Origin of the sequence: Exiguobacterium sp. s192, assembly GCF_018618795.1 — a bacterium.
Taxonomy (GTDB): domain Bacteria; phylum Bacillota; class Bacilli; order Exiguobacteriales; family Exiguobacteriaceae; genus Exiguobacterium_A; species Exiguobacterium_A undae.
This window is the reverse complement of record NZ_JACSMS010000010.1, coordinates 1-26702: the sequence shown is the minus strand read 5'-3', so window position 1 is coordinate 26702 and position 26702 is coordinate 1. Positions and strand designations below refer to the sequence as shown.

Below are 26702 nucleotides of genomic sequence, written 5' to 3'. Positions count from 1 at the left end.
TCATCAATCAATCGGCAGAGCCGCTTTATTTTTTTTCGCCGCGTTGACTTGTTCGTCAGCATGGTACGACGAACGGACAAGCGGACCGGCCTCACAATGCGAGAAGCCTTTTCCGAGCGCAATCTGTTTTAATTCAGCAAATTCTTGTGGCGTATAGTACTTGATGACGTCCAAGTGCTTTTTCGTCGGTTGGAGATACTGACCAATCGTCATGATGTCGACGTCGTTCGCACGCAGGTCGTCCATCGTCTGTAAGATTTCGTCCCACGTCTCCCCGAGTCCGAGCATCAGACTTGATTTCGTCGGAATTTCCGGTGCGAGTTCTTTGGAACGACGCAGGAATTCAAGCGTCCGGTCGTACGTTGCTTTCGCCCGGACCGTTGGTGTCAGACGGCGCACCGTCTCGATATTGTGGTTCATGATGTCCGGCTTGGCTTCGATCAGCGTCTGTAACGCGTCGAAGTTCCCACCCATGTCGGACGGTAAGACTTCAATCGATGTCTCCGGATTCATACGACGCACTTCACGCACCGTCTCCGCGTAGACACCGGCCCCGAAGTCATTTAAATCATCACGGGCAACTGCTGTGATGACCGCATGTTTCAGATTCATCAGACGAACGGATTCCGCCACTCGTTTTGGTTCTTCCAAGTCGAGTTCGTTTGGTCGACCCGTCGTGACGGCACAAAAACGACAAGCCCGTGTACAGATGCTTCCAAGAATCATGAACGTCGCTGTCCGGCGCACGGCCCAACATTCATGAATGTTCGGACATTTGGCTTCCTCACATACCGTGTGGAGCTTTTTCTCGCGCATCATACTTTTGAGTTCTGTGTATGTCTCATTCGTGTTCAACTTGATTTTCAACCACTCTGGTTTACGTTGTATCTCTCCGCGTCCCATGAATCGGTTTCCCCCTTTATCCGTAAAAAACTGACCTGATTTCTGTTACAGTATAACAAATATTCAGTGTTTGCGGACGGGTAATTCACCAAATTCTGACTTCTCCGATAAGCGATTGAACAACAAATCCCGTAATAATTCCGGCATGAAATATTCTTTCGGCATTTCTTTAATTTCCGGAAATAAAGGACCAAATGTAAACATATCCGGCAGGACGACGGTATAGGTTTTCGTATCATCGATCTGTTGATGATTTCCAGCATAATGCATCTTGCCCATTAATTTACCACGGAAACCGAGACCACGGACTTTCAACTGTTCAAAACGTTCGCTGTCGACTTCTGCGATGAACGCTTTTAATTCCACACCGGTCATCGTCACCTTACACGGATTGATCGGGTGTGGACAAAGCCGGTGCAAATCAAACGCGGAGACCGGTCCCGGGGACAATGAGCCCAGCAACATCCCGGCCGGCACACAGGCGAGGTCCGCCTGACACCAGTCGCGCATCGTATCCGCGAGCAGTTGGGTAAACGGGGACGGATTGAACCAGTCATTCGCCAGACCTGATGTCCGGCCAATCGGTTGTTTCATCTGACGTTCGGCTAAATACTGTTCTTTATCGAGTAAGACCGATGTCGCCTCGTCTGCCGGATAAGCTTCAAGCGGATGCAGGACAGCCTCTTTTTCGCCCGTATCCGTGTTTAAGTAGATTTCCCCTGCATACTGACCGTACTTTCCAGCCTGGGCAATCAACACCCCGTTTTTGACGACCCCGTCATCGAGGACGTGGTGCGTATGCGCTCCGATGATCAAATCAAGCTCCGGGAACCGTTCCGCCAGTTCTTCATCCTGATAAAACCCAAGATGACTTAAACAGATCAAGACGTCGACTCGATCCCGCAAGGCTTCGATTTCACGTGCTGCCGCTTCCAACGGATCTTCAATCGTCCATCCGAGCAAGGCGTACAGCTCGTAATAGGGAGCCGTCAGCCCGAAAATCCCGACTTTTCCCGTCGGTAAGTTTTGAATCATCCCGGCTTTCGCAAACGGTGCCGTCAAGTTCGAGACGAGGACCGGGAACGTCGCGTCCGTATATAAGTCCGCCAACCAATCATGCGGAAACGTAATGCCTTCATTGTTTCCGATCGTGACGGCCGTAGGGGACAGTTCATTTAATAGATGCGTATTGATTTTACCTTGCGTCGCTTCCGTCGCCGGTGCGACCCGGTCCGCGTGGTCTCCTAAATCGAAGACGAGGGAATCATACGTCCGGTGTTCTTTCATGAACGACATATAGCGAGGCCACATATCAAAGTGTGAATGCAGATCGTTATAATGAATGACGTGTAACTTCACGCTCAAGCCTCCTCTAGGTGTTAAAACAGGGAAATTTGCCGGGGCGCAAGCGATTCATAATCAAGACCTAAAATCTCGATCAACCGTTTGGCGTTTGGTACGGCGTCTCCTGCTGAGTTGTTGTTAAAGAAAACATACACGTCTTTTGCCTCTTCGGCAAGTGAACGGATGTGTGTCGCCAAACCTTGCAGTTCTTCTTCCGAGTAACGGTACAGACAACGGACCTTCCGCCAGTCCTCACTGCTTTGACCGGGCTTCTTCAGCCATCCGTTGACGTTACGGCCGTGCAGCCGGACAAATGCCGTCTCCTGTGTCACGACGGGAACAAACGGTACCGACCCGTCTTCCGTCTGCGGTTCGTCACAGATCGTATGGATGAACTGATGCTCCGCCAAAAAACGCAGCGTCCGCTCTTGGTACGCTTCCGAATACCAGGACGGATTTCGAAACTCGATCGCGACAGGAAGACCGGCCAGCGACTTCCGAATCGTCTGAAGATATTCGAGATGGACTTTACTGACATCAAACCAGGGCGGGAGTTGGACGAGGATCGCTGCAATCTTTCCACTCTGCCGCATCGGTTCAATCGACGCCAGGTATTGTTCAAAGATTGGACCAAGCGGATCCTTGTTTTCCCGGTCATGACCACTCATCGCCCGGTGGACCTTGACGATGAACCGGAAGGCATCCGGTGTTTCCGCAACCCATTTTTGGTAGTTCCGTTCCGGTTGAATCGCATAGTACGTTGAATCGACCTCGACTGCCGGAAAATGGCCCGCGTAGGCAGCGAGCTTCTCTTTCCGATCTTGTGGTGTCGGATAGAGGCTGTCGTGATCGCCCCAACCGGTCACGCCGACATAAATCATCCTTCCCCCTCCTCATCTGTGTGCGCTGCATATTTTTTATCATAGCATAGCGGAATCGGGAATTTCTTCTTCAAAGCTCGTCTTCGAAAAGACGCAGGTGCTTCATATAAAAAACAAGCAGATCCTTCCCACTCCTGCAAAAATCAGGGGGATGGACTGCCTGTTTGACTCACTTCAGATCACGAAGCGACTTGTTGGACGTCGACCGATTGCCGGGGACTTGTTCTCCGTTTCGGAACAGGAATGATGTAATTTCCGAACGGCAACAGACTGATCGCATACGAGATGCCGATCGAGATCGACAGGATCATAATCATCGCCAAGACGAACATGCTTCCGGATTGGAAATACTCAAACCATTCGGACCGTCGAATCAGACGGATGACTAACGGATGGACAATATAAATGCCCATCGAATGCGTTCCGATCGCTTGAAACAGCTTCATCGCCGTTGCATCCGAACGAACACGCCGGAAGATGTAGTTCAACACGACAATGACGAACGGAATATAGATCAAGTTCGAGATATTCGTCGAGGTATAGAGACGTGTCAAATCAATACTGATCCACAAGTCGAGCAGGATCACCCCACTCACAAGCAACAAGCTCGTCCGGTAGCGTTTTAAGAGGTCTTGAAACTCTTGATAATATACGGCATATGTAATGCCCATCATGAAGTATGCAATCCAGTTCAACAGGAAGGACCGTCCATTAACGAAACGGTTGATCCATTCTACATCCGTCGTGACATTGCCGAACATCAACCAAAGGTAATTGATGATCATCGATGCGCCGAGCGCAACGAACAAACCGCTGTTTTTCTTGAAGCGGGCCAGGAGTGGAAAGACCAGATAAAACTGGAGAACCGTCAAAATGAAGTACAGGTGATAATGCGCATTGCCATATAAGAAATATGACGAAATCGAAAGGTCAGGGTTCAAGCTGTTCTCGACATGATACTTATACAACAGATAAACCGAACTCCAAATTAAGTAAGGAACGAAAATTTTGGAAAAACGGGACTGAATAAACTGCCGCAGGTCAAATCCTTTTCGTAACACCATCGACATGAGCAAAAAGGCACTGATGATGGCAAAAATCGGCGTTCCGATCCGTGCCAGCTGATTGATGTACCCAATCGATGTATTCGTAAATTCGCCACCGACATAATATAATCCGGCGATGACATGGACCGATACGACAAGAATCGCCGCAATCGAACGGATGACCGGTATTTCTTGATAATATTTCATTTTTTCCACACCTTACGTTCTCTCTATATTTTTTCCAAATCCAATTATAATATAACTTCTATGAAAATATATGCTAATTGATAAATTAGAAAAATAAAAGAATCTTCCGACGATCGAAAGATTCTTCGCGATACCCGTCAAGTGGACCGGATTCGCTCATACGTCAAGGCGATACACCCGGAAGCAAAGGTTTGCTGCTCCACGAGCTGTAAGGACAAGGAGTGCTCAAACAACGGAAACATCCGCTTGCCGCCCCCGAGTAAGACGGGATAGATAACGACATGGTAGCGGTCGATCAAGTCCAAGCGGACGGCTTCTGCCGCAAGCGTCGCTCCGCCGAGCGCGATCTGCTTCCCGGGTGCCTGTTTCAATGCGGCCAGTTCCTCTGCCAGTGGTCTTGTCGCCAGACGAGCATTGCCCTCGACTGCTGTCATCGAATGCGAGAAGACGATTTTCTCAAGCGCTTGCCATGTCTTCGCATAGGCTACGATGATCGGATCCGTCTCCGTTTGATCCGCGGTCTCCCAGTACTGCATTATCTCGTACAGGCCACGTCCATAGACGTGGGTATCAAATTCTGTTTCGTAGTCGTTAAAATACTGATGTAGCTCAGCGTCCGGTGACGCAAACGCGATGCTACCTGACGCATCCTCGATGTACCCGTCGAGCGAGGCTTGAAAAGAATAAACGATATCACGCATGATGACTCCCTCCTTTTTACTCCTCTACCCGTTTTTAGCCGTTCACGAAAAAAACTCCCTCATCTGTTGATGAGAGAGTAGAAAAATTATCCGATTGAACCTTCCATCTCGAACTTGATGAGACGGTTCATTTCGACCGCATATTCCATCGGCAATTCTTTTGTGAACGGCTCGATGAAGCCCATGACGATCATTTCCGTTGCTTCTTCTTGTGAAATCCCGCGGCTCATCAGATAGAACAATTGCTCTTCTGAGACCTTCGATACCTTCGCTTCGTGTTCAAGCGAAATGTTGTCGTTAAGAATTTCGTTGTACGGAATCGTATCTGATGTCGATTGGTTGTCCATAATCAGCGTGTCACATTCGATGTTCGAACGTGCGCCTGTCGCTTTACGACCAAAGTGGACGATCCCACGGTACGTTACTTTCCCACCGTGTTTTGAAATCGACTTCGAGACGATCGTTGACGACGTGTTGGGTGCAAGGTGAATCATCTTCGCGCCCGCATCTTGGTGTTGACCTTTACCCGCGATGGCGATTGATAATGTCATACCACGTGAACCTTCACCTTTAAGGATGACGGCCGGGTATTTCATCGTCAATTTCGAACCGATGTTACCATCGACCCATTCCATCGTCGCGCCGGCTTCACAGATCGCACGTTTCGTAACGAGATTGTAGACGTTGTTCGCCCAGTTTTGGATCGTCGTGTAACGGCAGTACGCGTTTTTGTTGATGAAGATCTCAACGACTGCTGAGTGAAGCGAGTTCGTCGTGTAAACCGGTGCCGTACATCCTTCGACGTAATGAACCGATGCTTCTTCGTCAACGATGATCAACGTCCGCTCGAATTGACCCATGTTTTCCGAGTTGATCCGGAAATAGGCTTGAAGCGGCGTATCCATCTTGATGCCTTTTGGTACGTAGATGAACGATCCACCCGACCAGACCGCTGTGTTGAGGGCAGCGAACTTGTTATCCGTCGGCGGAATCAATTTACCGAAGTACTCACGGAATAAGTCTTCGTTTTCTTTAAGCGCTGTATCTGTATCTTTGAAGACGATCCCTTGATCTTCCAGTTCACTCTTCATGTTGTGATACACGACTTCTGATTCATACTGTGCCGAAACACCCGCGAGGTATTTTTGCTCAGCTTCCGGGATTCCGAGTTTGTCAAACGTACGTTTGATTTCTTCCGGTACTTCATCCCATGATTTTTCAGCACGTTCTGATGGCTTAACGTAATACGTGATGTCATCAAAACGAAGATCTGATAAATCGCCGCCCCATGCTGGCATTGCTTGTTCGTTGAAAATCTTGAGTGATTTCAGACGGAAATCAAGCATCCATTGCGGTTCTTCCTTCATTTTCGAGATCGTCTCGACGACTTCTGTCGTCAAGCCACGTCCAGAACGGAAGATCGAGATATCGCGATCGTGGAAACCATATTTATAATCGCCAATTTCAGGCATGTTCTTAGCCATGTTCGTTTCCTCCTCTTACTTACTGACCGAAGTTTACTTCCCTTCTTCGACGCCGCGTTCGAGCGCCTTCCAGGCAAGTGTCGCACACTTGATTCGTGCTGGGAATTTCGTCACACCAGACAGTGCTTCCGCGTCTCCCAGATCAAATTTCTCATCGTCGTAATCTTTTCCTTGAACCATCTCAGAAAAGACATGGGCGAGTTGTAATGCTTCTTCGACTGTTTTTCCTTTGACAGCCTGTGTCATCATCGACGCAGACGCCATGCTGATCGAACATCCTTCGCCGTCGAACTTCGCATCTTTGACGATGTCGTCTTCGATCGCGAGTTGCAGACGGATTGTGTCGCCACAAGTCGGGTTGTTCATATCGATCGTCACACCACCGTCAATCGCACCACGATTGCGGGGCGTTTTATAGTGGTCCATGATCACTTGACGGTACAAGTGATCGAGATTGTTAAAATCCATGACTGAAATACTCCTTCGTTTGGTGAAGTCCTGTCACCAGAGCGTCTACTTCTTCCTTCGTATTATACAGGTAAAAGCTCGCTCGTGCTGTTGAACTGGCTCCGAGCCAACGCATCAGTGGTTGGGCACAATGATGACCGGCGCGTACGGCGATGCCTTGCATATCGAGTACGGTCGCGACATCATGTGCGTGGACATCCCCGAGATTAAAGGTGACGAGACCCACCCGTTCTTCCGGACCGTAAATCGTCAGTCCTTCGATGTCACGCATTTGTGCCATCGCGTACTGGGCAAGCTCACGTTCGTGGGCTTCGATGTTACTAAGTCCGATTTGTTCCAGGAAATCGATTGCTGCCGACAAGCCGACAGCTCCTGCGATGATCGGTGTTCCCGCTTCGAACCGGTACGGTGATGGTTTGAACGTCGACTCTTCAAGCCCGACGTAGTCAATCATCTCGCCTCCGAATTCGACCGGCTCCATCGCATTGAGTAATGCTTTTTTGCCGTACAGGACGCCGATCCCGGTTGGTCCGCACATCTTATGTGCCGAAAACGCCAGGAAATCACAATCGAGATCCGTGACATCGATTTGTTGGTGCGGTGCACTTTGCGCTGCGTCGACGACCATGACGGCCCCGACTGCGTGCGCCAGTTGCGTCACTTCTTTGATTGGATTGATCGTCCCGAGGACGTTCGAGACATGCGCCATCGCAACGACCTTCGTCCGATCAGAAATTTGTGCTTTGACCGCTTCGATCGTCACACGACCGTCCGCTGTCAAATCGACATATTTCAGTTTCGCTTTTTTCTTTTTCGCGACTTGTTGCCACGGAATCAAGTTCGCATGGTGCTCCAGGTACGTGACGACAATCTCGTCCCCTTCTTCGACATGCTCCATTCCGTAACTCGACGCGACGATATTGATCGCCGTTGTCGTCCCGCGGGTAAAGATAATCTCTTCATGGTGTTGCGCCTTGATGAAACGACGTACGTTCTCACGCGCACCTTCGTACGCATCCGTCGCTCGTGTTCCGAGCGTATGGACGCCACGGTGCACATTCGAATGAACCGTCTTGTAGTAGTTGTCAATCGCCTCAATGACGACGAGCGGCTTTTGTGAAGAAGCCGCACTATCTAGATAGACGAGTTTCCGGTCATTAACCTGTTGGTCAAGAATCGGAAACTGATTGCGGATGGATGCATCGATTCCCATATTAGTTTACTTTCCCTTCGATCACTTGAACGAGACGTTCTTTGACAGAGTCAATCGCGAGTTCTGAAACGACCGGTTGTAAGAAACCATGAACGACAAGACGTTCTGCTTCTTTACGTGATAAACCGCGGCTCATCAAGTAGTAGAGTTGAAGTTCGTCGACACGGCCGACAGATGCCGCGTGTCCTGCCATGACATCATCTTCATCAATCAAGAGGATCGGGTTCGCGTCACCACGTGCCTTTTCAGACAACATGAGCACACGTTCCGTCTGCACACCGTTTGATTTTGAAGCGCCATGGTGAATCATGGATGTTCCGTTGAAGATTGATGTTGCCGAATCTTTTTGAACACCGTGAATCAAGATGAAACCTTCCGAACCTTTACCAAAATGGTCTGTCCGGACGTTGAAGTTTTGTTTTTGATCGCCACGACCAACCGTTACGGCTTTCGTGTCAGAGAACGAATCGTTACCGACGAGGTGTGTTTTCGTTTCTGTGATCGTGTTTCCGTCATTCATGTGACCGAGTGCCCATTCGAGCTTCGCGCCTTGTTTGACGACACCGCGACGGTTCATATAGGTGACAGCACCTTTGCTGAGCGTGTCGACACCACCGAAGAGGACTTTGGCGTTGTCTTCGACGAACACTTCCGTGACGACGTTGACGTTGTGTGCTTCTTCACCGTAAGAGACGAAGTTTTCGATATACGTCAGTTCGCTGTCCGCATCCGCAACGATGATTGCGTGATGGTAAAGTGCACCGCCTGCTTGCTCCAGCGTATAGATCGCTTGCATCGGAACCGTCAACTTCAAGCCTTTTGGTACATAAAGGAACGTACCGCCGTTCATGAGTGCCGCGTTGAGTGCTGCGAGACGGTCTTCATTGACGTTGACGCCTTCTGTCATGAAGTATTTCTCAATCAGTTCCGGGTGATGTTTCATTGCATCTTCGAGTGTCGTGAAGATGACACCGTTCGCCGCTTCGCTGTTTTGCGCGTGAACGAGTTGTCCGTTCCGCGTGATCAGCATATGGTCACGGTTTTCACCGATCAATGTTTCGATATCCGGTGTCAGACCTGTTACTGTCTCAAGATCTGCTGTTCCCTCTGTGAAGTTCCAGCCACCGATTTTGATTTTTTCTACTTTTGGCAATGCGAGCGTTGGGGCAAGATCCAGTGCGTCTTGACGCTTAGAGATCATCCAAGCGGGTTCCCCTAAGCGAGTCGCACGTTCTGCCACTGCCTCGCGATTTACTGCAAGATTCAGTTCTACAGTCATCATGCTTCCTCCCTCGTCTTACGCTTTTGTTTCGATTTCGACTTCTTCGATGCCGAGTTCTTTTTTAACCCAGTCATAACCTTCTGCTTCTAAACGGTGTGCCAGTTCTTTTCCACCTGACATGACGATTTTTCCGCCCATCATGATGTGGATGAAATCTGGCTCGATATAGTTCAAGAGGCGTTGATAGTGCGTGATGATCAAGCAGCCGAATTCAGGTGAACGCATTTCGTTGACACCTTTTGCGACGACTTTAAGCGCATCGATATCAAGACCTGAATCGATTTCGTCAAGGATGGCGATGGCTGGTTTCAACATCGTCATTTGGAGGATTTCATTCCGTTTCTTCTCTCCGCCTGAGAAACCTTCGTTAAGGTAACGGTGTGCCATTTCGCCCGGCATTTCGAGAAGACCCATTTGTGCGTCGAGTTGACGGATGAATTTCATGAGTGAGATTTCATCGCCTTCTTCGCGGCGTGAGTTGATTGCTGAACGCAAGAAGTCTGAGTTCGTGACACCACTGATTTCACTTGGATATTGCATCGCAAGGAACATACCTGCTTGTGCGCGTTCGTTGACTTCCATCTCGAGGACGTCTTCGCCGTCGAGTGTGACTGAACCAGACGTTACTTCGTAAGTCGGGTGACCCATCAATGCTGATGCGAGTGTTGATTTACCAGTCCCGTTTGGTCCCATGACCGCGTGGATTTCGCCGCCTTTGATTTCTAAGTTGACGCCTTTCAAGATTTCTTTGCCGTCGATTGCGACGTGTAGATCTTCAATCTTCAAGTGTGAAGCCTTCATGTAGAATCCCTCCATCTATTCATTTCGTGTCTGACGATTCAGTTCACGAGAGTTACTAATTTAGTATCATTCTAATCTTAATGAATCATAACACATTATTCAAGCGTCATCGCTCATGGTTTTTTCTCAAAACGAGCGTCTTTGTTGAGAATGACTTTAAAGTGAGACGACTTCCTTCTCTTCTTCCGGTTTCGACTGGCGATGAACCCGCTGTGACAGTAGGAGCAGTGGGATGCCGAGTAAAGTCAAGAGCGCTAAGGCACCAAATATCGGCAGTGGCCGATCTGCGCCAAAATAAAGTAACAATTGACCGCCGACGACCGGTCCGACCGATTGTCCGATTGACGTCAAGCCCATCGCACCGAAATAACTCCCCCGTAATTCCGGTTTCGCAAAGCCGTCCGTCAAGATGTCCGTCATCGTGAACATCATCACTTCCCCGCACGTGAAGATGAACATCGCGCCGATCATCAACCAGACGGTTCCAGCGTTCGCCATGACGAACAAACCGACGGCGACGGTCGCAATCCCGACCGTGATCGACACGAGCGGTGACGTCTTGACGCCAAACTTCATGATCGGGTACTGGACGACGAGCACGGTGATCGCGTTAATCGTAATCAATAAGGCAAACAAACTCGTCCCGCCCGACAATAAGGTCGTCGTCGTCAAAAACTGCGGCAACGTCGAGTTGAACTGACTGTATCCGAAGACGCCGAAGATGATGCCGGCGAGCGCGAACGTGAAGGCGACGTCGGTTTTCAGCAGACGGACCGTTGCGCCGAACGACACCTTTTTCCCGCCGTGACTTTCCGTGATCGGATGCCGCTTGAACAGGATGAAGATGGCGACGCCGTAGCCGAGATAAACGAACGCTGTAATATAGAAGGTAATCGCCGTATTTCCGGCACTGAGCAACAACGCAATCCCCGGTCCGATCGCGGCTGCGATGTTGATGCACGTATAACGGATGTTAAAGACGAACAATCGGTTTTCTTCCTCCGTCGTATCACTGATCAATGCCCGCGCTGACGGTTCGAAGACGGACCGGAACACGCCGTTCAGGGCACTTAAGACAAAAAACGCCCAAAACGTCTCGACTTGTGCCAGTCCGATGAACACGAGGACAAATCCAAAGGTTCCGCTCAGCATCATCGTCCGCCGGCCGTACCGGTCGGATAACGTTCCGCCGATGAAGCTCATGACGAGGCTCGCGATGGCCGAGATACTGAGAATCCAGCCGACATCAACCGGACTGAACTTTAAGACGACGGATAAGTAAATCGCAAAAAACGGCATCGTGATGAATGTCCCGAGACGGGCGAAAAACGTCCCGAGCAAAACCCCGATCGTCAATGGATGAAGCTGTTTCAAACGTTGCATGCAGATCCCCCTTTCGCACAAAAAATAATGCATCCTTCCATTATATAGGAAGAATGCATTAATCGAGCAGATTATTTGCTGACCGGAACGACAGCACCTTTGTATTCTTTCGTGATCCAATCTTGTGTTTCTTTTTTGTGGAGAATGTCTAAGAGCGTCGTGACGCGTTTGTCTTTTTCGTCGCCTTCACGTGTAACGATGATGTTGACGTATGGTGAAGACTCGTCTTCAAGCGCGATTGTATCTTCAAGCGGGTTCAACCCGTTGTCGATCGCGTAGTTCGTGTTGATCAAGACAGCATCGCCTTCATTGTTTTTGTAGGCTTGCGGTAAGAGTGATGCTTCAATGTTCGTTTTGAACTTGATGTTTTTTGGGTTCTCGGCGATGTCTTCGAGTTGCGCATCCGTTGTTTTACCGTCTTTTAGTTTGATGAGTCCTTCATTTTGAAGGAACGTCAAGACACGTCCACGTTCTGCGACGTTTGAGCTCGTCAAGATTGTTGCACCTTTTGGCAATTCATCAAGCGACTTGTATTTTTTAGAATAGACACCGAGTGGTTCAACGTGAACGCCGCCGGCACTTTCAAATTTGTAGTCTTTGTTTTCTTTTTCTTGTTGCTCAAGGTACGGTACGTGTTGGAAGTAGTTTGCGTCGATTTCTTTTTCAGCAAGTGCTTTGTTCGGAAGAACGTAATCCTGGAACTTTTGAATTTCGAGTTTGTAGCCTTTTTCTTCATATTCTTTTTGAACGTGCTCGAGGATTTCAGCATGGGGAACGTTTGATGCTCCGATGACCAATGTTTTTGAATCGCCGTTGCCGCTGCCTGATGAAGATTCTTCTCCACATGCTGCAAGGCTGACTGCTAAGACCGATACTGCTGCTGTGCCGACAAATTTTTTCCAAAGTTTCATGAATGATTCCTCCAATGAATTAAAGTTAGTATTATCGTTTATCGATTGCCTTGACAAGCAAATCACCAATAATCTGAATAATAAAGACGATGACAAGAATCAACAGTGTCGCGATAACGGTGATGTTATTTTGTGAGCGCTGGAAGCCTTCGATGAAGGCCATATCTCCCAGTCCACCACCACCGGCTAACCCGGCCATTGCCGTGTAACCGACGAGTGCGACGAGTGTTACGGTAATACCTGAAACGATTGCCGGAAGAGCTTCCGGAATCAAGACTTTATAGATGATTTGGAACTTCGTTGCGCCCATCGATTCAGCTGCTTCAATGACCCCTTTATCGACTTCGCGAAGAGCGAGTTCGACCATCCGGCCGTAAAACGGTGCCGCACCCAGAATTAACGCTGGTAACGCAGCGGTCGGTCCTAAAAATGACCCGACAATAATTTTTGTGACTGGAATCAACAAAATTAATAAAATAATAAATGGAATGGAACGGAAGATGTTAACCAAAAAGCTGAGGACAGAATACAATGCTCGGTTCTTGAATAACAATTCTTCGTTTGTCGCGTATAACAAGAGACCGATGACCAGTCCGAGGATAAACGTCGCAAGCCCTGCAACGGCCGTCATATAAACCGTACTGCCGGTCGCTTCCCAGACCATATCCCAATCCACATCTGCAAAAAATGTACTCATCGGTGATCCACCTCCACTTCAACGTCACTCGCTTGAAGTTTGGCGATGACCACTTGTGTTTCATGTTCGGCACCGATCAACTGAATGAACAGCGTCCCAAGGGCGCCATCTTGCGTCTGTCCGACGTTCCCGCCAATGATATTAAATAATAAGGTCGAATCTTTCATGACTTCGGCAAGAATCGGGCTTTCGGCCGTTGAACCGACAAACGTCAACTGAACGATTTTCCCGGTCGGATACCGTTCCCGTAATTTCGTAAACGTCAATTCGTTTTCTGATGAAGACGTCAGCTGTTTCACGAATTCTTTTGTCATCGCTTGTTTCGGATGACGGAATACTTCGGCGACCGGTCCTTGTTCGACGATTTTCCCGGCTTCCATGACGGCGACCCGGTTACAGATTTTCTGAATGACGTGCATCTCATGCGTGATCAAGACGATGGTCAGTTTCAGTTTTTTGTTGATGTCGACGAGCAACTCTAAAATCGAGTCTGTCGTTTTCGGATCAAGCGCGCTTGTCGCTTCGTCACATAGTAAGACGTCCGGGTTAGACGCCAGTGCCCGGGCAATCCCGACCCGTTGTTTTTGCCCACCCGACAGTTGGGACGGGTAAGCCCCTTCACGTCCGTCGAGTCCAACGAGTTGAATCAGCTCGGCGACCCGTTCTTTACGGCGTGCTTTCGGATAACCGCCGAGTTCGAGCGGGAACATGATGTTTTCTTCAACTGTCCGTGACCACAGCAGATTAAAGTGCTGGAAGACCATTGAGACGTTTTTACGAACACCGCGTAATTCTTTTGGACGTAACGTCGTCATTTCGACTCCGTCGATTTGAATCGAACCACTCGTCGGAGCTTCTAACATATTCAACAATCGGATCAAGGTGGACTTCCCTGCTCCCGAATAACCGATTATTCCAAAAATTTCACCGCGCTCGATTGTTAAGTCGACATTGACGACGGCTTCAACCGATCCGCGCTTCGAGCGATAAATCTTTCCTACATCCTGTAAGCGAATCAATACTGTCCCTCCTAAACGTAAAAAAAAGTGCGCACGTTTTAGAGCAAACGCGCGCACTTTTTCAGTACACAAAACCATTTGCTCTCATCTTGCAGACATTCGTCTGCTGGAATTAGCACCACTTCGGAATAAATTCCGCGGTTGCCGGGTTTCATCGGGCCAGTCCCTCCACCACTCTCGATAAGAGTATTCGGTATTTAGTTATTTTTAATATAATCTGAATATTAGCAGGGGTTATTTTGCTTGTCAAACAGTTTTTTCTGAAACCGGTTGAAGCAGGCTGAAAGCACGTGCTAAATCTTCTTTCAAGTCTTCTGCGTCCTCAAGTCCAACCGAAATCCGGACAAGACCATCCGTGATGCCGAGCTCAGCACGACGTTCTGCTGGAATCGAGGCATGTGTCATGCGTGCCGGAACAGAAATCAAGCTTTCAACAGCTCCAAGACTCTCAGCCAGCGTGAAGAAGTGTGTCGCTTCGACGAGTTTCTCCGCGTTTTCCGCTGATCCGACATCAAAGCTGATCATGCCGCCAAAACCAGTCGCCTGTTTTTGTTGTGTCGCGTGACCCGGATGTGTTGGAAGTCCTGGATAGAAGATGTTCGAGACGACATCTTGTTCCTGTAAGAACTGAACGAGATCGTGTGATGTTTCTTCGATTGCATCCATCCGGATACCAAGTGTCCGTAAACCACGGACGAGCAGGAAGCTGTCCTGCGGTCCAAGAATACCGCCTGTCGAGTTTTGAATGAAGTGAAGATCTTCACCGAGTGCATCGCTGTTGACGACGACGAGTCCGGCGACGACGTCTGAATGTCCGCCGATGTATTTTGTGGCACTGTGCAAGACGATGTCTGCGCCGAGTGCAAGTGGTTGTTGCAAGTATGGTGTCGCAAACGTGTTGTCGACGACGAGTTTCAGGTTGTTGCGTTTCGCGATCTCAGCGACAGCAGCGATATCCGTGACTTTCAACAAGGGGTTTGTCGGTGTTTCGACGTACAGCATCTTCGTATTGTCTTGAACTGCAGCTTCCGTCGCGGCAAGATCCGTCGTATCGACAAACGTCACTTGGATGTTGAACTTCGGCAAGACACGTTGCATCAAACGGAACGTTCCGCCGTAGACATCATCGGTCATGACGATATGGTCACCTGACTCCAGCAGGTTGAAGACAGCATGAATCGCAGCCATTCCTGATCCGAAGGCAAAGCCACGTGCGCCGCCTTCGAGGTCCGCGATCAATCGTTCGATGCTCGTCCGTGTCGGGTTGGCTGTCCGCGAGTATTCGTAGCCTTCTTTTAATTGACCGATTTTCTCTTGTTTGTACGTACTCGTTTGATAAATCGGAGGTGTAACGGCACCAGTTGCTCGATCGACGCCTGTTCCTCCATGAATCAATGCTGTCTTTTTACGCATGTGTCTCGTCCACCTTTTCAAAGATTTGTTGGCTCAAATACCGTTCGGCACTGTCGGCGAAGACGGTGACGATGGTACTGCCGGGAAAACGTTCTGCAATATCAAGTGCTGCCGCGAGTGCCGCGCCGGCTGAACTGCCGACGAGCAAACCTTCACGTGCCGCTAATTCATGAACTTTTGTAAACGCGTCGTGGTCTGAAATCGTATGAATCTCATCGACCAGATCGCGGGAAACAAGGCTCGGCCATTTAGCCGTCCCGATGCCTTCCGTCTTATGCGGTCCGGCTGGTCCTCCGTTGAGAACGGAGCCTTCCGGTTCGACGATCGCGCCTTTTGTTCCCAGCCGCTCTTTCAAGTAAGCAGCGGTTCCTGCAAACGTTCCGCCTGACCCGCATCCGGCGACGAACCAATCGATGTGATCGAGTTCCGCCATCAGCTCAGGACCAAGTGTCCGCTGATATGTGACCGGATTTTCTTCGTTTTCGAATTGAAGCGGGACATAGCTGTTCGGAATCGTTTGTCCCAGTTCTTTTGCTTTATCAATTGCGCCTTGCATATCGAGTTCAGTTGGTGTGTTGACGACAGTCGCGCCGAGTGCCCGCATCAACGTCTGTTTCTCCTGACTGAATTTTTCAGGAACGACACAGATGACTTGTAAGTCATATTTTTTAGCGGCGAGCGCCAAACCGATGCCGGTGTTGCCGGCAGTCGGTTCGATGATCGTTCCGCCTCGTGTCACATATCCTTGTTCGATGGCTGCATCAACGAGTTGAATGCCCAGGCGGTCTTTGACGCTGCCCCCAGGGTTCATCCATTCGAGCTTCGCCAAAATCCGCGTACCAGCAGGCAAATCGAATGAAGTAATCTCGTAAAGCGGCGTATTTCCGACGAGGTCCCGGACTGACTTCGCGATCATCCGAAGACGATGTCCCATTCATCACGACCGGCAAGCATTTTCTCGGCATAGTGCTTCGCTCCTTTAAGGTCGTGTGCGCTCGCAAATCCACATTGGACTTCGTTTTGCGCTGGAATTTCTTCTGCTGCTAAGACGTCTTTTAATGTCTTCTCAACGAGTTCACTCATTTTTTCGACAGAATCGAAGTTCATCATCGCCATGTAGAAACCTGTTTGGCAACCCATTGGCGAGACATCGATGACATCATCCGAATAGTTGCGGATGTTTTCTGCCAGTAAATGTTCCAGTGTGTGCATCGCACGCATCGGCATTTGCTCGACGTTTGGTTGTGTGAAACGAATGTCATATTTAACGACTTGGTCGACTTTTCCGTCTTTGTAACCGGCAACGCGAATATATGGTGCTTTGACTTTCGTATGGTCCAAGTTAAAGCTTTCTACGTTCATTTTTTTGATTGTCATGATTTATTCCCCCATTTTCTCGGCTTCTACGAGCCAGACGAAGTGATTGTATTGTGTGAATGTCACGTCAAATCCACGTGACGCAAAAATTTGTTCCATGACCGGGATCAGTGGATAAAACTCACGTTCCAAGTCTTCTGCCAAACCGTTGAACCCTTGTGCTTTCGCTTCAGCAATCGTCTGCAGACGCGCTTCTTCCGATACGAACATCGTGTCGGCGTAGACGATTTTTCCGTCTTGCGGCAAAATCTGCGCCATCAGATCAACTGCTTCTCCCTTTTCCTCATCCGTCAGATGATGAAACGCATAGGTCGAAACAAAACTTTTCGCATGGTCTGCCGTAAAGGACAGGAAGTGTCCGTCCTGTACAGGTAACGTTGGAATCTTATCGATGAGAATTTCCCGCATCTCCGGGCTCGGTTCCACCGCCAAAACGTCTTGATGCCGATCGAGCAACCGTTGGGTCAGGTTCCCTGTTCCAGCCCCGAACTCGACGACCGGTGAGATCGCTTTTGTTGCCACCGTATCTAATATTTCTTCATAACGACGAAAGACTTCTTTGTACTCCGGATCGTGCCCCGTAACCGTGTCGTCGTATGTTGACGCCCACTCTGTAAATACATCCATAAAACGTACTGTCATGCCTGTTCGTCCTCCGTATCTCTTTTTAATTCCGACTAATCGGATATGAATTAAAGTAATTTACCTTAATCGCATTGTAGCAGGGAGAATTCGGCTTGGCAAGGTGACTGCTTGAAAATCTTTCGAAAACAAAAAAAAGGCGCTGCCGGTGAACCGGCAACACGAATAATGTGGTTAGAAATACTACGAAGGAAAACCCAGCTCTGACACGAACTTCTTCGTTCGTCGTACCAGAGGACGGCGCCCTTTCGACATATAAACCAAACTGTCCTCGCATTCAGATCACCTGCTCCAATCCAGGATTGTCTTTTTGGGCCGCTTCGTCTTTGGGGGACGACTTAAGGGGAGACAAACAAACAACCTAGGATTTTGTTGAGCGGTTCTGTCATGAAAAGAAACAGCCGATTTACATCTCTGCCAGACTTCCTATAAAGTATTTCTAGAAGTTGATATGAATATACCATTCATAAATTATCATTGTCAACGGATTATTGTAAATATTCCGACAATTTAGCGTAAAGAGAAATCTTTTTTTGATTCCTCTCCTTATTCTGCACAAAATGCAAAGACGTTTTGAACCGACTGAAACGCGTAAAGCCTTGATACGACTTGGTTATCCTCGATTTTTAATAAGGCGGGAACACTCATGACTTGGGCGTGTTCCAAAAACTCCGGAATGAAGTTTCCGTTCGCTTGTTGAATCCATTCCCCGTCTTTTGTCGCTTCGACGATCTCAAGCATCCGGCTTGCGATGGCACACGTCCCACACATCGGTGCATAGACATACAAAAAACCGTTTTCTGGTGCTGCTGTGACTTCCTTCATTAATCCCGTTCTCCCTTCCTATTTCTTATCTTGTGCCAGTATACAGAAAAAAAGACGACGAGGAAACGAAATCGTTTCCTTGTCATCTTTTCGTTAAGTATTACTCGTTGATCATCGATTTGTAAGCAGCAGCGTCCATCAATGCTTCGACTTGTGCTTCGTCTGCGATCTCGATATCAACCATCCAAGCACCTTCGAATGGTGATTCGTTGACGAGTTCTGGGGAATCGGACAGTGATTCATTGATGGCAACGACTTTCCCTGAAATCGGTGCGTACAATTCGGATACCGTTTTAACGGATTCGACTGAACCAAACGGCTCGTTTGCCGAAATCGTATCTCCGACTTCTGGCAGTTCGACGAAGACGATATCGCCAAGTTCATGTTGCGCGAAATCCGTGATTCCGATTCGTGCCTTGTTTCCTGTTACTTCGACCCATTCATGCTCTTCCGAATAACGTAGATTGTCTTTGACTTGACTCATTTGCGATTCCCCCTGTGTTCGATAGTGGACTAACGCATTCAGTATACCAAATGAACTAGCCTTCTTAATACCATTTTCCTTGATAGAGTTCTTCTTTGAATCCGATCGTCACGTCTTGCCCGTCTGTTACGATCGGTCGTTTGAGCAACATGCCGTCACTTGCGAGCAGTTCATATTGCTCCTGTTCCGACAGATTCGGCAGGCGGTCCTTGATGCCTTGCGAACGGTACGATTGACCACTCGTGTTAAAAAACTTCTTCAACGGCTCGCCGCTCTTTTCATGAAGTGCCTGAATCGTCTCGGCACTCGGTGTCTCCTCGACGATGTGTTTGTAATCGACCTCGACACCATTTGCCTCAAGTGCCTTTTTTGCTTTGACACACGTACTGCATTTCGGATAGCCATACATAGTTACCATCTTTTCCTCACCTCTGTCTTCAGACTAGCAGATTGGTCAGCCCCGTTTCAAGCGGGCAAGCGCGGCATCGATTTGATCTTGATGATGGTGATCGTGTGCAATGAAGGAGGCAACAAACGATTTCGGCTGGAATGTGCCTTCATACGTCCGCTCATATTGCTCGTCCGTCAACCGATCGAGCTGCGCGATCAATTCCTGCCGCACGGAAATCGCTTTTCTCAACAAGGCGAGTGCATCGATGTGATGGGCATACTCGACCGCCAGACGATTGAACTCATCGTAGTCGGTTTCAACCAGCGTCAACGGTTCATCCGGCAATTTCGACACCGCATGATCGAGGTAATACCGATCCCATAAAAACAGATGACTGACACATTCTTGGACCGTCCATTTATCGATTGCGAGCGGCAACCGCCATTCTTCATCCGAAAGCCGCTCCAACGATTTATAGTAATCGACGGCAAATTGAAGTTCTGTTACGTCTTGTCGCATGCCTGCTCCCTCCTTCAATGTAAAAAAATTCGCCCTTACAGAGATTTTCCCTGCAAAGGCGAATCGGTAAACCTGACTTAGACAGTATATTTATTCGCTTCGATCAAACGTTTCGCAATCTGACGTTTTGTGCCGATCGAGTTGATCGGCTGATACCGGCTGAACTTCTTCAGTGCCGACAGCAGCATCCGTAACTCATCGCCGCTCGCTGCCGCGTACAACGTTTCCTTCGCGTCCCGCTCCACGCCTTCAAAGGCTTGTTGTGCAAAGACTTCCGTATAACGGATTTTCAGTTCGTTCTTCTCGACGCCTTTGGCAGCAATCGCTTTTTCCGTCCGGACGATTGCCGACTCCAGCGCATAGATCGCACTCATGATGTCAGCCGTGTTCGCGAGGATTTCCTGCTCGCCTTGGAGCTTGTCCTGATACTTCTGAACGGCCGTTCCGGCAGTCAGCAGGAAGATCTTTTTCATCATCGCCAACAAATGACGTTCACGGTCAAGAGGTTCCGATCCGACTTCCGTCGGCATGAAGCTCATGACTTCCTGTTGCAGACGTTGCGCTTCTGCGAGCAGCGGTAAATCGCCTTTCATTGCTTTCTTCAATAACGTCCCTGGTACAAGCAGACGGTTGATTTCGTTTGTTCCTTCGAAGATCCGGTTGATCCGTGAATCACGGTACATGTTCTCGACTTCGTATTCGGCCATGAAGCCGTAACCGCCGTGAATCTGGACCGCTTCGTCGATGACATAATCAAATGTTTCCGAAGCAAAGACTTTGTTCATCGAGCATTCAATCGCGTATTCGGCAATCGCATCGGCGATTTTCTTGCCGTCTTTGCTCTCTTCTTCCGACAACTGATCGAGACTGTCCTGGAACAATCCGCCTGTCCGGTAGACTGAACTTTCCATCGCATAAGTCTGCGCCGACATCGTCGCTAGCTTTTCCTGAATCAATGGGAACGAGCTGATTGGTGTTTTGAATTGTTTGCGTTCGTTTGCATACTGGACCGCAAGATCAATCGCACGTTTCGATGAACCGACCGCACCGACCGCTAATTTATAACGACCGACGTTCAAGATGTTGAAGGCGATGACGTGTCCGCGCCCGATTTCACCAAGGACGTTTTCGACCGGCACTTCCGCATCTTGTAAAATCAGCGTCCGTGTTGACGATCCTTTGATACCCATCTTTTGTTCTTCGAGTCCGGTCGAGACACCCGGGTACTCGCCTTCGACGAGGAACGCCGTGAATTTATCACCGTCGATTTTTGCATAGACGACGAACAGACTGGCGAAGCCGGCGTTCGTGATCCATTGTTTTTCCCCATTCAAGATATAGTGCGTTCCAGCTTCATTCAAGACTGCCGTTGTCTTCGCACCAAGGGCATCCGAGCCTGAGCCCGGTTCTGTCAACGCGTAAGACGCAATCCATTCACCAGACGACAGTTTCGGGAGATATTTTTGTTTTTGCTCTTCGTTCCCGAAGAAGACGATTGGCAACGAACCGATCCCGACGTGTGCACCATAACTGAGGGCAAACGAGCGACCGCGAGCAAACTTCTCCGTGATGATCGAAGACGAAATTTTATCCATCTGATAGCCGCCGTATGCTTCCGGGACATCAGCACCGAGCAAGCCGAGCTCGCCTGCTTCGCGCAGGAGACCGACCGACAATTCGAACTCATGTTTTTCGATCCGGTCAAGGACTGGAACGACACGGTCTTCGACGAACTTCGCCGTCATGTCACCAACCATTTTGTGTTCTTCCGAAAAATCTTCCGGTGTAAAGAGACGATCCGCTTGTAACTCATCCAGTACAAAACTTCCACCTTTAATCAATTCGTTTGTTGTTTGGCTCATTGTCCTGTTCCTCCTTCAACTAGTTCGAATACACCGGCAGCACCCATGCCGCCGCCAATACACATCGAGACGACGCCGTATTGGACGTTCCGTCGTTTCATTTCATGCAACAGTGTCAACGTCAGTTTCGTTCCCGTACAACCGAGCGGATGACCGAGCGCAATCGCGCCACCGTTGACGTTGACGATATCTTCGTTCAAACCGAGTTCCCGGATGACACCGAGCGACTGGGACGCGAAGGCTTCGTTCAATTCAATCAATCCGACGTCTTCGAGCGTGATGCCGGCGAGTTCAAGTGCCTTTGGAATCGCGACGACCGGTCCGATCCCCATGATTTCCGGACGGACACCGCCGACGGCAAACGATTTGAACTTCCCGAGAATCGGCAGTCCTTGGCGTTCCGCTTCTTCCCGTTCCATGATCAAGACGGCAGCTGCACCGTCTGATGTCTGAGACGAGTTCCCCGCTGTGACACTGCCGCCGAGGCGGAATGCCGGACGGAGCTTAGCGAGACCTTCCGGTGATGAATCAGCGCGGACACCTTCGTCGTGTTCGACGACCCACGTCTTTTCTTCAATCTTCAACTCATCGTTGACGTACTGTTCCGTGACCGTCACCGGGACGATTTCGTCGACGAATTTACCTGACGCAATCGCAGCGGCTGCTTTTTGATGGCTTTTCAGGGCAAAGGCATCTTGATCTTCGCGTGAGACCTGATAGGTCGCAGCGACTTGTTCTGCCGTATGTCCCATGCTCATATAATATTCCGGTGCCGTTTCGACGATTGATGGATTCGGTCGGACGACGTGTCCCGGCATCGGGATCTGGCTCATCGATTCGAGTCCACCGGCGATGACAGCTGTTGCTTGTCCCGTCATGATCTTCATCGACGCATCGGCAATCGATTGGAGACCGGACGAGCAATACCGGTTGATTGTAATGGCCGGCACTTCATGCGACAGTCCCCCGAGGACCGATGCATACCGGGCGATGTTCATCCCTTGTTCGGCTTCCGGCAAGGCACAACCGAGAATGACGTCATCGATTGCTCCGGTGTAGTTCGCGCGTTTCAATGTTTCCTTGATGGCGATTCCTGCGAGTTCATCAGAACGCATCGACTTAAACGATCCTTTTTTGGCTTTGCCGACTGGTGTCCGTGCACCAGCGACGATTACTGCTTCCTTCATTCGAATCCCCCCAGTCATCAGTTACGGAGCGGCTTGCCTTTGACAAGCATATGCTGCATCCGTTGTTGTGTTTTCATCTCACCGATCAAGCTCAAGAAGGCTTCCCGTTCGATATCGAGCATGTACTGCTCATCGACCTGTGTGCCGAACGAGACGTTCCCACCGGCAATGACGTGTGCGAGTTTACTTGCGATTTTTAAATCATGTTCCGAGATATAGCCGCCGTAGAACATCTCGCGGGTTGCGAGTTCAAGCGTCGCTTTCCCGGCACGACCGACGACTGGAATCCGTGAACGGGCTGGAGCCGTATAACCGGTCCGATCGAGCTCAAGCACCAGTTGTTTCGCATCATGCGTCAGGTGATCCCGGTTCATCGAAATGTGATCGACGGTCCGGACATACCCGAGTTCCCGTGCTTCAAAGGCTGATTTCGAGACCTTTGCCATCGCGACGTTCTCAAACGTCTTCTGCGCGGCTTTTTCGATGTTGACGAGTCCGTCCGGTGTATTCTCAAGCAGACGACGATACGTGTTGACGTTCCCGCCGCCTCCCGGAATCAGACCAACACCGACTTCGACGAGTCCCATATACGTTTCAAGACCTGCCTGCAGACGGGCTGCCGGAAGTGAGATTTCCGTTCCGCCGCCGAGTGTCATCCCTTGTGGAGCAACGACGATCGGACGCGATGCGTAACGAATTTTTTGAATCGACTGCTGGAACTTGTTGATGATCCAGTCGAGTTCGAACCAGTTTTCATCTTCTGCTTCCATCAACATCATCGCCAGGTTCGCCCCGACACAGAAGTTTTTGCCGTCGTTGGCGATGACAAGACCCCGGTGATTTTTTTCAACGAGATCAATCGACTGTTCGATCATCTGCATGATGTCGACGCCGATCGCGTTACTCTTCGACGTGAATTCAAGGACTGCGACATCGTCTCCGAGATCAAGCAGACGGGCACCGTTGTTTTCAAGCAAGACGCCGTTTGATTTGCGGACGTCGCGTAAGCGGATTTCTTTCGGATTGACGGCACTGCCGACATACGTTTGTGTCTGCGCATCGTAGAACTGTCCGTCTTCGTTGTAGAAGCTGGTTACGCCTGACGCAAGCATCTCATCGACCCAAGCCGGTACGTCGTAGCCGTCCTGCTTCATCTTCGCAACCGTCTTCTCGACGCCGAGCGCATCCCATGTCTCGAACGGTCCCATTTTCCAACCGAAGCCCCATTTCATCGCTTCGTCAATCGCTTTGATGTCATCCGCGATTTCGTGTGTCAGTTGAGCCGAGTACAGTAACGTCTTCGCATGGATCGGCCACAATAAGGCACCGACACGGTCCTTCGCAAAGACAACGGCTTTCAGTTTATTTTTGGCGCCCGGAAGAGCTTTTGCTTGACCGATTGACGGTTCAGTAAGCGCTTTCTTTTCGACGTATTCAAACGTTGCTAGATCGAGTTCCAGGATCTGTTTGCCGACTTTTTTATAGAAGCCTTGTCCCGACTTCGCTCCGAGTGACCCTTCATCGACCAACCGTTTCATTTCTGCCGGCACGGCGAACGTGTCTTTTTCCGCTCCGTCCGGTAACAAGTCGTAGACGTTGTTTGCAACGTGAACGAATGTGTCGATCCCCACGACATCAAGCGTCCGGAACGTCGCTGAGCTTGGACGACCGAGTACTGGTCCAGTAACGGAATCGACCTCCCCGATCGAATAGCCGCCCTTCTTCATCTCATCCAGTGTGACGAGCAGACCGTATGTGCCGATCCGGTTACCGATGAAGTTTGGTGTATCTTTTGCGATGACGACTCCTTTACCGAGACGTTCTTCTGCAAACTGTTTCATGAACCGGACGACTTCCGGATCCGTGTCACTTGTCGGAATCAGTTCGAGTAACTTCAAGTAACGCGGCGGATTAAAGAAGTGGGTCCCGAGGAACCGGGCGTTAAAGGAATCCGAACGTCCTTGACGCATCGCTTCGATGGAAATCCCTGACGTGTTGGAACTGACGATCGCATCTTCGCGTAAGAACGGTTCGATTGTCGCAAACAACTGTTGTTTGACGTCAAGCCGTTCAACGATGACTTCAATCACCCAGTCCGCTTCTTTGAGGCGTTCCAAGTCGTCTTCGAGGTTTCCGACTTCGATTAAATCGAGTAATTGCTTCGAAGCCAGTGGTGCCGGATTTTGTTTGAGCAACTTCTGACGGTTGTCACGGGCAATCCGTGAACGAACTGCTGCATCATCCAGCGTCAATCCTTGTTTCGTCTCCTGCGCGGTTAATTCTTTTGGTACGATATCAAGCATCAATGTCCGGATTCCCGCGTTCGCGAGGTGTGCGGCAATCCCTGCACCCATGACCCCTGAACCGATAATGACGGCGAATTGAATATGTTTCGTCGTGTGTACTGTGGTCGGCTGACCGATTTGACTCGCCATGATAGACCCCCTGATTCGTAATTGAATGAACAACCATTCATTATTCTGACAAAAAAAGAAGCCGTCCGTTTTTCCACTGCTTCCTTCTACCTCTCCATCATAAATGAATTATCATTCAGTAGCAATAAAAAATCAGCTATTGGTCAAATTTTCCTGTTAGACTGAAGGCAAAGGGGGAGTTCTGATGAAACCGACGGAACAATTATGGGATCAAAAAGCGACGGATTGGGCGGAACGATCGGAGATGATGTGGACGACAGGCAGCCGGAAAACAATCATTCCGTTTCTGAAATCCGTCATCACGTCCGGCAACTTACTCGACTTAGGATGCGGTGACGGTGCGGCTTGTCGGTTGCTCGCGGACGCGTTTCAGGTCACAGGACTTGATTTGTCGGAAGAAATGATCCGGATCGCCCGTGCCAAATCACCAGCACTCGACTTCGTCGTCGGAACCGGCGAAGCATTACCGTTTGCGGATGATGCGTTTGACGTCGTCCTCGCCGTCAATTCACTCGAATGGTCGACGCGTCCCGTCACGGTACTTGAAGAGATCAGCCGCGTTTCGCCGCTCGTCGTCATCAGTCTGCTTGGACCAACGGCGGCACCACGAGCGTTATCGTACCGCCGCCTGCATGGAGAAGACGCACCGATGGGCAATACGATGATGCCGTGGGAACTCGTCCAACTGGCAGATGAACTCGGCTGGACGTTGCTTGACGAAGCCGTCATTCAAAAAGAAGGTGCCGTCATGACCAAACACCGGTTGCTCGATCAGGCCCATGCGTTTTCCTGTTTGTTTGCGTTTCGGACGCGGTAAATGGATTGAGTGCTGAAGAACCAAAAAATCATAAGTTCTAAAACAGACGTATGTCCACCCGCATTTCTCGGGCGGGACGCAAGCCGCGCCCATCTAGCGATGATTGGGTCTTGCCTGTCCCTGACGGAAGCAAGCTTCCTTTTCCCGTAGAAGTCGAGTGGACACGTCTTTTTGCTGATAAAACCCATTCAATGCACTCGTTCATCTGCTCACACGTATCCAGTACAAAAAATCACTCGATTCATGCAACTCCTACAGGAAAAAGCGCATTTTTTTGCGCTGTCTGAACTACTCCCCGTCAAGTAGACAGGTAAAATAATATAAAATTTTTAAACGGCTTGAGCCCTGAATTCCAGCGGACTTAAGCCGTTTAATCGTTTTTGATACCGTAGCTCATTATAAAATCGAAT

26 protein-coding genes and 1 riboswitch are annotated in these 26702 nt (G+C 49.6%); of the genes, 1 reads left to right on the top strand and 25 read right to left on the bottom strand.

All coding sequences use genetic code 11. The annotated features are described in order from the left end of the window. Positions 1 to 3 precede the first annotated feature (3 nt). From lipA to KNP87_RS13630, 25 genes are all read right to left on the bottom strand, one after another. Positions 4 to 903, bottom strand: coding sequence for a lipoyl synthase (gene lipA / locus KNP87_RS13750; protein ID WP_026832232.1), 900 nt, complete (start codon positions 901 to 903; stop codon positions 4 to 6). Between the two features lie 63 nt (positions 904 to 966). Further along, positions 967 to 2262, bottom strand: a complete 1296-nt coding sequence (locus tag KNP87_RS13745) for a bifunctional metallophosphatase/5'-nucleotidase (protein ID WP_214722053.1) — start codon at positions 2260 to 2262, stop codon at positions 967 to 969. A 20-nt stretch (positions 2263 to 2282) separates the two neighbouring features. After that, on the bottom strand, positions 2283 to 3128 hold the full coding sequence (locus tag KNP87_RS13740; RefSeq protein WP_214722052.1) for a DUF72 domain-containing protein: 846 nt from the start codon (positions 3126 to 3128) through the stop codon (positions 2283 to 2285). A gap of 179 nt (positions 3129 to 3307) precedes the next feature. Beyond that, positions 3308 to 4381: an acyltransferase gene (locus KNP87_RS13735; RefSeq protein WP_214722051.1), complete on the bottom strand. Its 1074-nt coding sequence runs from the start codon at positions 4379 to 4381 to the stop codon at positions 3308 to 3310. A 137-nt stretch (positions 4382 to 4518) separates the two neighbouring features. Further along, complete coding sequence (locus KNP87_RS13730) at positions 4519 to 5082, bottom strand: dihydrofolate reductase family protein (protein ID WP_214722050.1); 564 nt, start codon at positions 5080 to 5082, stop codon at positions 4519 to 4521. Positions 5083 to 5168: 86 nt separating this feature from the next. Beyond that, entirely contained in the window at positions 5169 to 6566 is a 1398-nt protein-coding gene (gene sufB / locus KNP87_RS13725) for a Fe-S cluster assembly protein SufB (protein ID WP_026832227.1), read from the bottom strand. A 33-nt stretch (positions 6567 to 6599) separates the two neighbouring features. Then, entirely contained in the window at positions 6600 to 7034 is a 435-nt protein-coding gene (gene sufU / locus KNP87_RS13720; RefSeq protein WP_028105808.1) for a Fe-S cluster assembly sulfur transfer protein SufU, read from the bottom strand. Further along, positions 7024 to 8247, bottom strand: a complete 1224-nt coding sequence (locus KNP87_RS13715; protein ID WP_119923351.1) for a cysteine desulfurase — start codon at positions 8245 to 8247, stop codon at positions 7024 to 7026. The genes sufU and KNP87_RS13715 overlap by 11 nt, the downstream gene beginning before the upstream one ends. A gap of 1 nt (position 8248) precedes the next feature. Continuing rightward, a complete protein-coding gene (gene sufD, locus KNP87_RS13710) occupies positions 8249 to 9526 on the bottom strand; it encodes a Fe-S cluster assembly protein SufD (protein ID WP_026832224.1) in 1278 nt (425 codons plus the stop codon). A gap of 18 nt (positions 9527 to 9544) precedes the next feature. After that, positions 9545 to 10330, bottom strand: a complete 786-nt coding sequence (gene sufC / locus KNP87_RS13705) for a Fe-S cluster assembly ATPase SufC (protein WP_012371204.1) — start codon at positions 10328 to 10330, stop codon at positions 9545 to 9547. 156 nt (positions 10331 to 10486) lie between these two features. Next, entirely contained in the window at positions 10487 to 11713 is a 1227-nt protein-coding gene (locus KNP87_RS13700) for an MDR family MFS transporter (RefSeq protein ID WP_026832223.1), read from the bottom strand. A 71-nt stretch (positions 11714 to 11784) separates the two neighbouring features. Beyond that, positions 11785 to 12624: a MetQ/NlpA family ABC transporter substrate-binding protein gene (locus KNP87_RS13695; RefSeq protein ID WP_214722049.1), complete on the bottom strand. Its 840-nt coding sequence runs from the start codon at positions 12622 to 12624 to the stop codon at positions 11785 to 11787. Between the two features lie 31 nt (positions 12625 to 12655). Then, on the bottom strand, positions 12656 to 13321 hold the full coding sequence (locus KNP87_RS13690; protein ID WP_214722048.1) for a methionine ABC transporter permease: 666 nt from the start codon (positions 13319 to 13321) through the stop codon (positions 12656 to 12658). Then, entirely contained in the window at positions 13318 to 14340 is a 1023-nt protein-coding gene (locus KNP87_RS13685; RefSeq protein WP_214722047.1) for a methionine ABC transporter ATP-binding protein, read from the bottom strand. Before KNP87_RS13685 ends, KNP87_RS13690 begins: the two co-directional genes overlap by 4 nt. 81 nt (positions 14341 to 14421) lie before the next feature. Continuing rightward, positions 14422 to 14527, bottom strand: a riboswitch (SAM riboswitch). A gap of 59 nt (positions 14528 to 14586) precedes the next feature. Next, the gene (locus KNP87_RS13680; RefSeq protein ID WP_026832219.1) at positions 14587 to 15753 is read right to left on the bottom strand and encodes a bifunctional cystathionine gamma-lyase/homocysteine desulfhydrase; all 1167 of its coding nucleotides are present in this window, start codon (positions 15751 to 15753) and stop codon (positions 14587 to 14589) included. Next, the gene (locus KNP87_RS13675) at positions 15746 to 16669 is read right to left on the bottom strand and encodes a PLP-dependent cysteine synthase family protein (protein WP_026832218.1); all 924 of its coding nucleotides are present in this window, start codon (positions 16667 to 16669) and stop codon (positions 15746 to 15748) included. The genes KNP87_RS13680 and KNP87_RS13675 overlap by 8 nt, the downstream gene beginning before the upstream one ends. After that, positions 16666 to 17130, bottom strand: a complete 465-nt coding sequence (locus tag KNP87_RS13670) for an S-ribosylhomocysteine lyase (protein ID WP_012371211.1) — start codon at positions 17128 to 17130, stop codon at positions 16666 to 16668. Before KNP87_RS13670 ends, KNP87_RS13675 begins: the two co-directional genes overlap by 4 nt. 3 nt (positions 17131 to 17133) lie before the next feature. After that, entirely contained in the window at positions 17134 to 17772 is a 639-nt protein-coding gene (locus KNP87_RS13665) for a class I SAM-dependent methyltransferase (RefSeq protein ID WP_012371212.1), read from the bottom strand. Positions 17773 to 18318: 546 nt separating this feature from the next. Next, positions 18319 to 18597, bottom strand: coding sequence for a thioredoxin family protein (locus KNP87_RS13660; protein ID WP_012371214.1), 279 nt, complete (start codon positions 18595 to 18597; stop codon positions 18319 to 18321). Positions 18598 to 18697: 100 nt separating this feature from the next. Further along, a complete protein-coding gene (gene gcvH, locus KNP87_RS13655) occupies positions 18698 to 19081 on the bottom strand; it encodes a glycine cleavage system protein GcvH (protein WP_012371215.1) in 384 nt (127 codons plus the stop codon). 64 nt (positions 19082 to 19145) lie between these two features. Beyond that, positions 19146 to 19499 carry an arsenate reductase family protein gene (locus KNP87_RS13650; RefSeq protein ID WP_214722046.1) on the bottom strand — a complete coding sequence of 118 codons (354 nt, stop codon included), beginning with the start codon at positions 19497 to 19499 and terminating at the stop codon, positions 19146 to 19148. 36 nt (positions 19500 to 19535) lie between these two features. Beyond that, entirely contained in the window at positions 19536 to 19991 is a 456-nt protein-coding gene (locus KNP87_RS13645) for a DinB family protein (RefSeq protein WP_214722045.1), read from the bottom strand. Positions 19992 to 20068: 77 nt separating this feature from the next. Then, entirely contained in the window at positions 20069 to 21853 is a 1785-nt protein-coding gene (locus tag KNP87_RS13640) for an acyl-CoA dehydrogenase family protein (protein WP_119923357.1), read from the bottom strand. After that, on the bottom strand, positions 21850 to 23040 hold the full coding sequence (locus KNP87_RS13635) for an acetyl-CoA C-acetyltransferase (protein WP_214722044.1): 1191 nt from the start codon (positions 23038 to 23040) through the stop codon (positions 21850 to 21852). Before KNP87_RS13635 ends, KNP87_RS13640 begins: the two co-directional genes overlap by 4 nt. Before the next feature lie 17 nt (positions 23041 to 23057). Further along, positions 23058 to 25475: a 3-hydroxyacyl-CoA dehydrogenase/enoyl-CoA hydratase family protein gene (locus tag KNP87_RS13630; protein WP_214722043.1), complete on the bottom strand. Its 2418-nt coding sequence runs from the start codon at positions 25473 to 25475 to the stop codon at positions 23058 to 23060. A gap of 184 nt (positions 25476 to 25659) precedes the next feature. Here KNP87_RS13630 and KNP87_RS13625 point away from each other — a divergent pair, with 184 nt between their 5' ends. Then, entirely contained in the window at positions 25660 to 26292 is a 633-nt protein-coding gene (locus KNP87_RS13625) for a class I SAM-dependent methyltransferase (protein ID WP_214722042.1), read from the top strand. The last annotated feature ends 410 nt before the right edge of the window (positions 26293 to 26702 follow it).

Coding starts and splice junctions, on each gene's coding strand:
- KNP87_RS13715 (WP_119923351.1), bottom strand. CDS start 8,247: ATGGGAATCGATGCATCCATCCGCAATCAGTTTCCGATTCTTGACCAA.
- KNP87_RS13635 (WP_214722044.1), bottom strand. CDS start 23,040: ATGAAGGAAGCAGTAATCGTCGCTGGTGCACGGACACCAGTCGGCAAA.
- KNP87_RS13640 (WP_119923357.1), bottom strand. CDS start 21,853: ATGAGCCAAACAACAAACGAATTGATTAAAGGTGGAAGTTTTGTACTG.
- lipA (WP_026832232.1), bottom strand. CDS start 903: ATGGGACGCGGAGAGATACAACGTAAACCAGAGTGGTTGAAAATCAAG.
- sufB (WP_026832227.1), bottom strand. CDS start 6,566: ATGGCTAAGAACATGCCTGAAATTGGCGATTATAAATATGGTTTCCAC.
- KNP87_RS13695 (WP_214722049.1), bottom strand. CDS start 12,624: ATGAAACTTTGGAAAAAATTTGTCGGCACAGCAGCAGTATCGGTCTTA.
- KNP87_RS13670 (WP_012371211.1), bottom strand. CDS start 17,130: ATGACAATCAAAAAAATGAACGTAGAAAGCTTTAACTTGGACCATACG.
- gcvH (WP_012371215.1), bottom strand. CDS start 19,081: ATGAGTCAAGTCAAAGACAATCTACGTTATTCGGAAGAGCATGAATGG.
- sufC (WP_012371204.1), bottom strand. CDS start 10,330: ATGAAGGCTTCACACTTGAAGATTGAAGATCTACACGTCGCAATCGAC.
- KNP87_RS13730 (WP_214722050.1), bottom strand. CDS start 5,082: ATGCGTGATATCGTTTATTCTTTTCAAGCCTCGCTCGACGGGTACATC.
- KNP87_RS13645 (WP_214722045.1), bottom strand. CDS start 19,991: ATGCGACAAGACGTAACAGAACTTCAATTTGCCGTCGATTACTATAAA.
- KNP87_RS13665 (WP_012371212.1), bottom strand. CDS start 17,772: ATGACAGTACGTTTTATGGATGTATTTACAGAGTGGGCGTCAACATAC.
- KNP87_RS13650 (WP_214722046.1), bottom strand. CDS start 19,499: ATGGTAACTATGTATGGCTATCCGAAATGCAGTACGTGTGTCAAAGCA.
- KNP87_RS13675 (WP_026832218.1), bottom strand. CDS start 16,669: ATGATCGCGAAGTCAGTCCGGGACCTCGTCGGAAATACGCCGCTTTAC.
- sufD (WP_026832224.1), bottom strand. CDS start 9,526: ATGACTGTAGAACTGAATCTTGCAGTAAATCGCGAGGCAGTGGCAGAA.
- KNP87_RS13680 (WP_026832219.1), bottom strand. CDS start 15,753: ATGCGTAAAAAGACAGCATTGATTCATGGAGGAACAGGCGTCGATCGA.
- KNP87_RS13630 (WP_214722043.1), bottom strand. CDS start 25,475: ATGGCGAGTCAAATCGGTCAGCCGACCACAGTACACACGACGAAACAT.
- KNP87_RS13690 (WP_214722048.1), bottom strand. CDS start 13,321: ATGAGTACATTTTTTGCAGATGTGGATTGGGATATGGTCTGGGAAGCG.
- KNP87_RS13735 (WP_214722051.1), bottom strand. CDS start 4,381: ATGAAATATTATCAAGAAATACCGGTCATCCGTTCGATTGCGGCGATT.
- sufU (WP_028105808.1), bottom strand. CDS start 7,034: ATGGATTTTAACAATCTCGATCACTTGTACCGTCAAGTGATCATGGAC.
- KNP87_RS13660 (WP_012371214.1), bottom strand. CDS start 18,597: ATGAAGGAAGTCACAGCAGCACCAGAAAACGGTTTTTTGTATGTCTAT.
- KNP87_RS13740 (WP_214722052.1), bottom strand. CDS start 3,128: ATGATTTATGTCGGCGTGACCGGTTGGGGCGATCACGACAGCCTCTAT.
- KNP87_RS13625 (WP_214722042.1), top strand. CDS start 25,660: ATGAAACCGACGGAACAATTATGGGATCAAAAAGCGACGGATTGGGCG.
- KNP87_RS13700 (WP_026832223.1), bottom strand. CDS start 11,713: ATGCAACGTTTGAAACAGCTTCATCCATTGACGATCGGGGTTTTGCTC.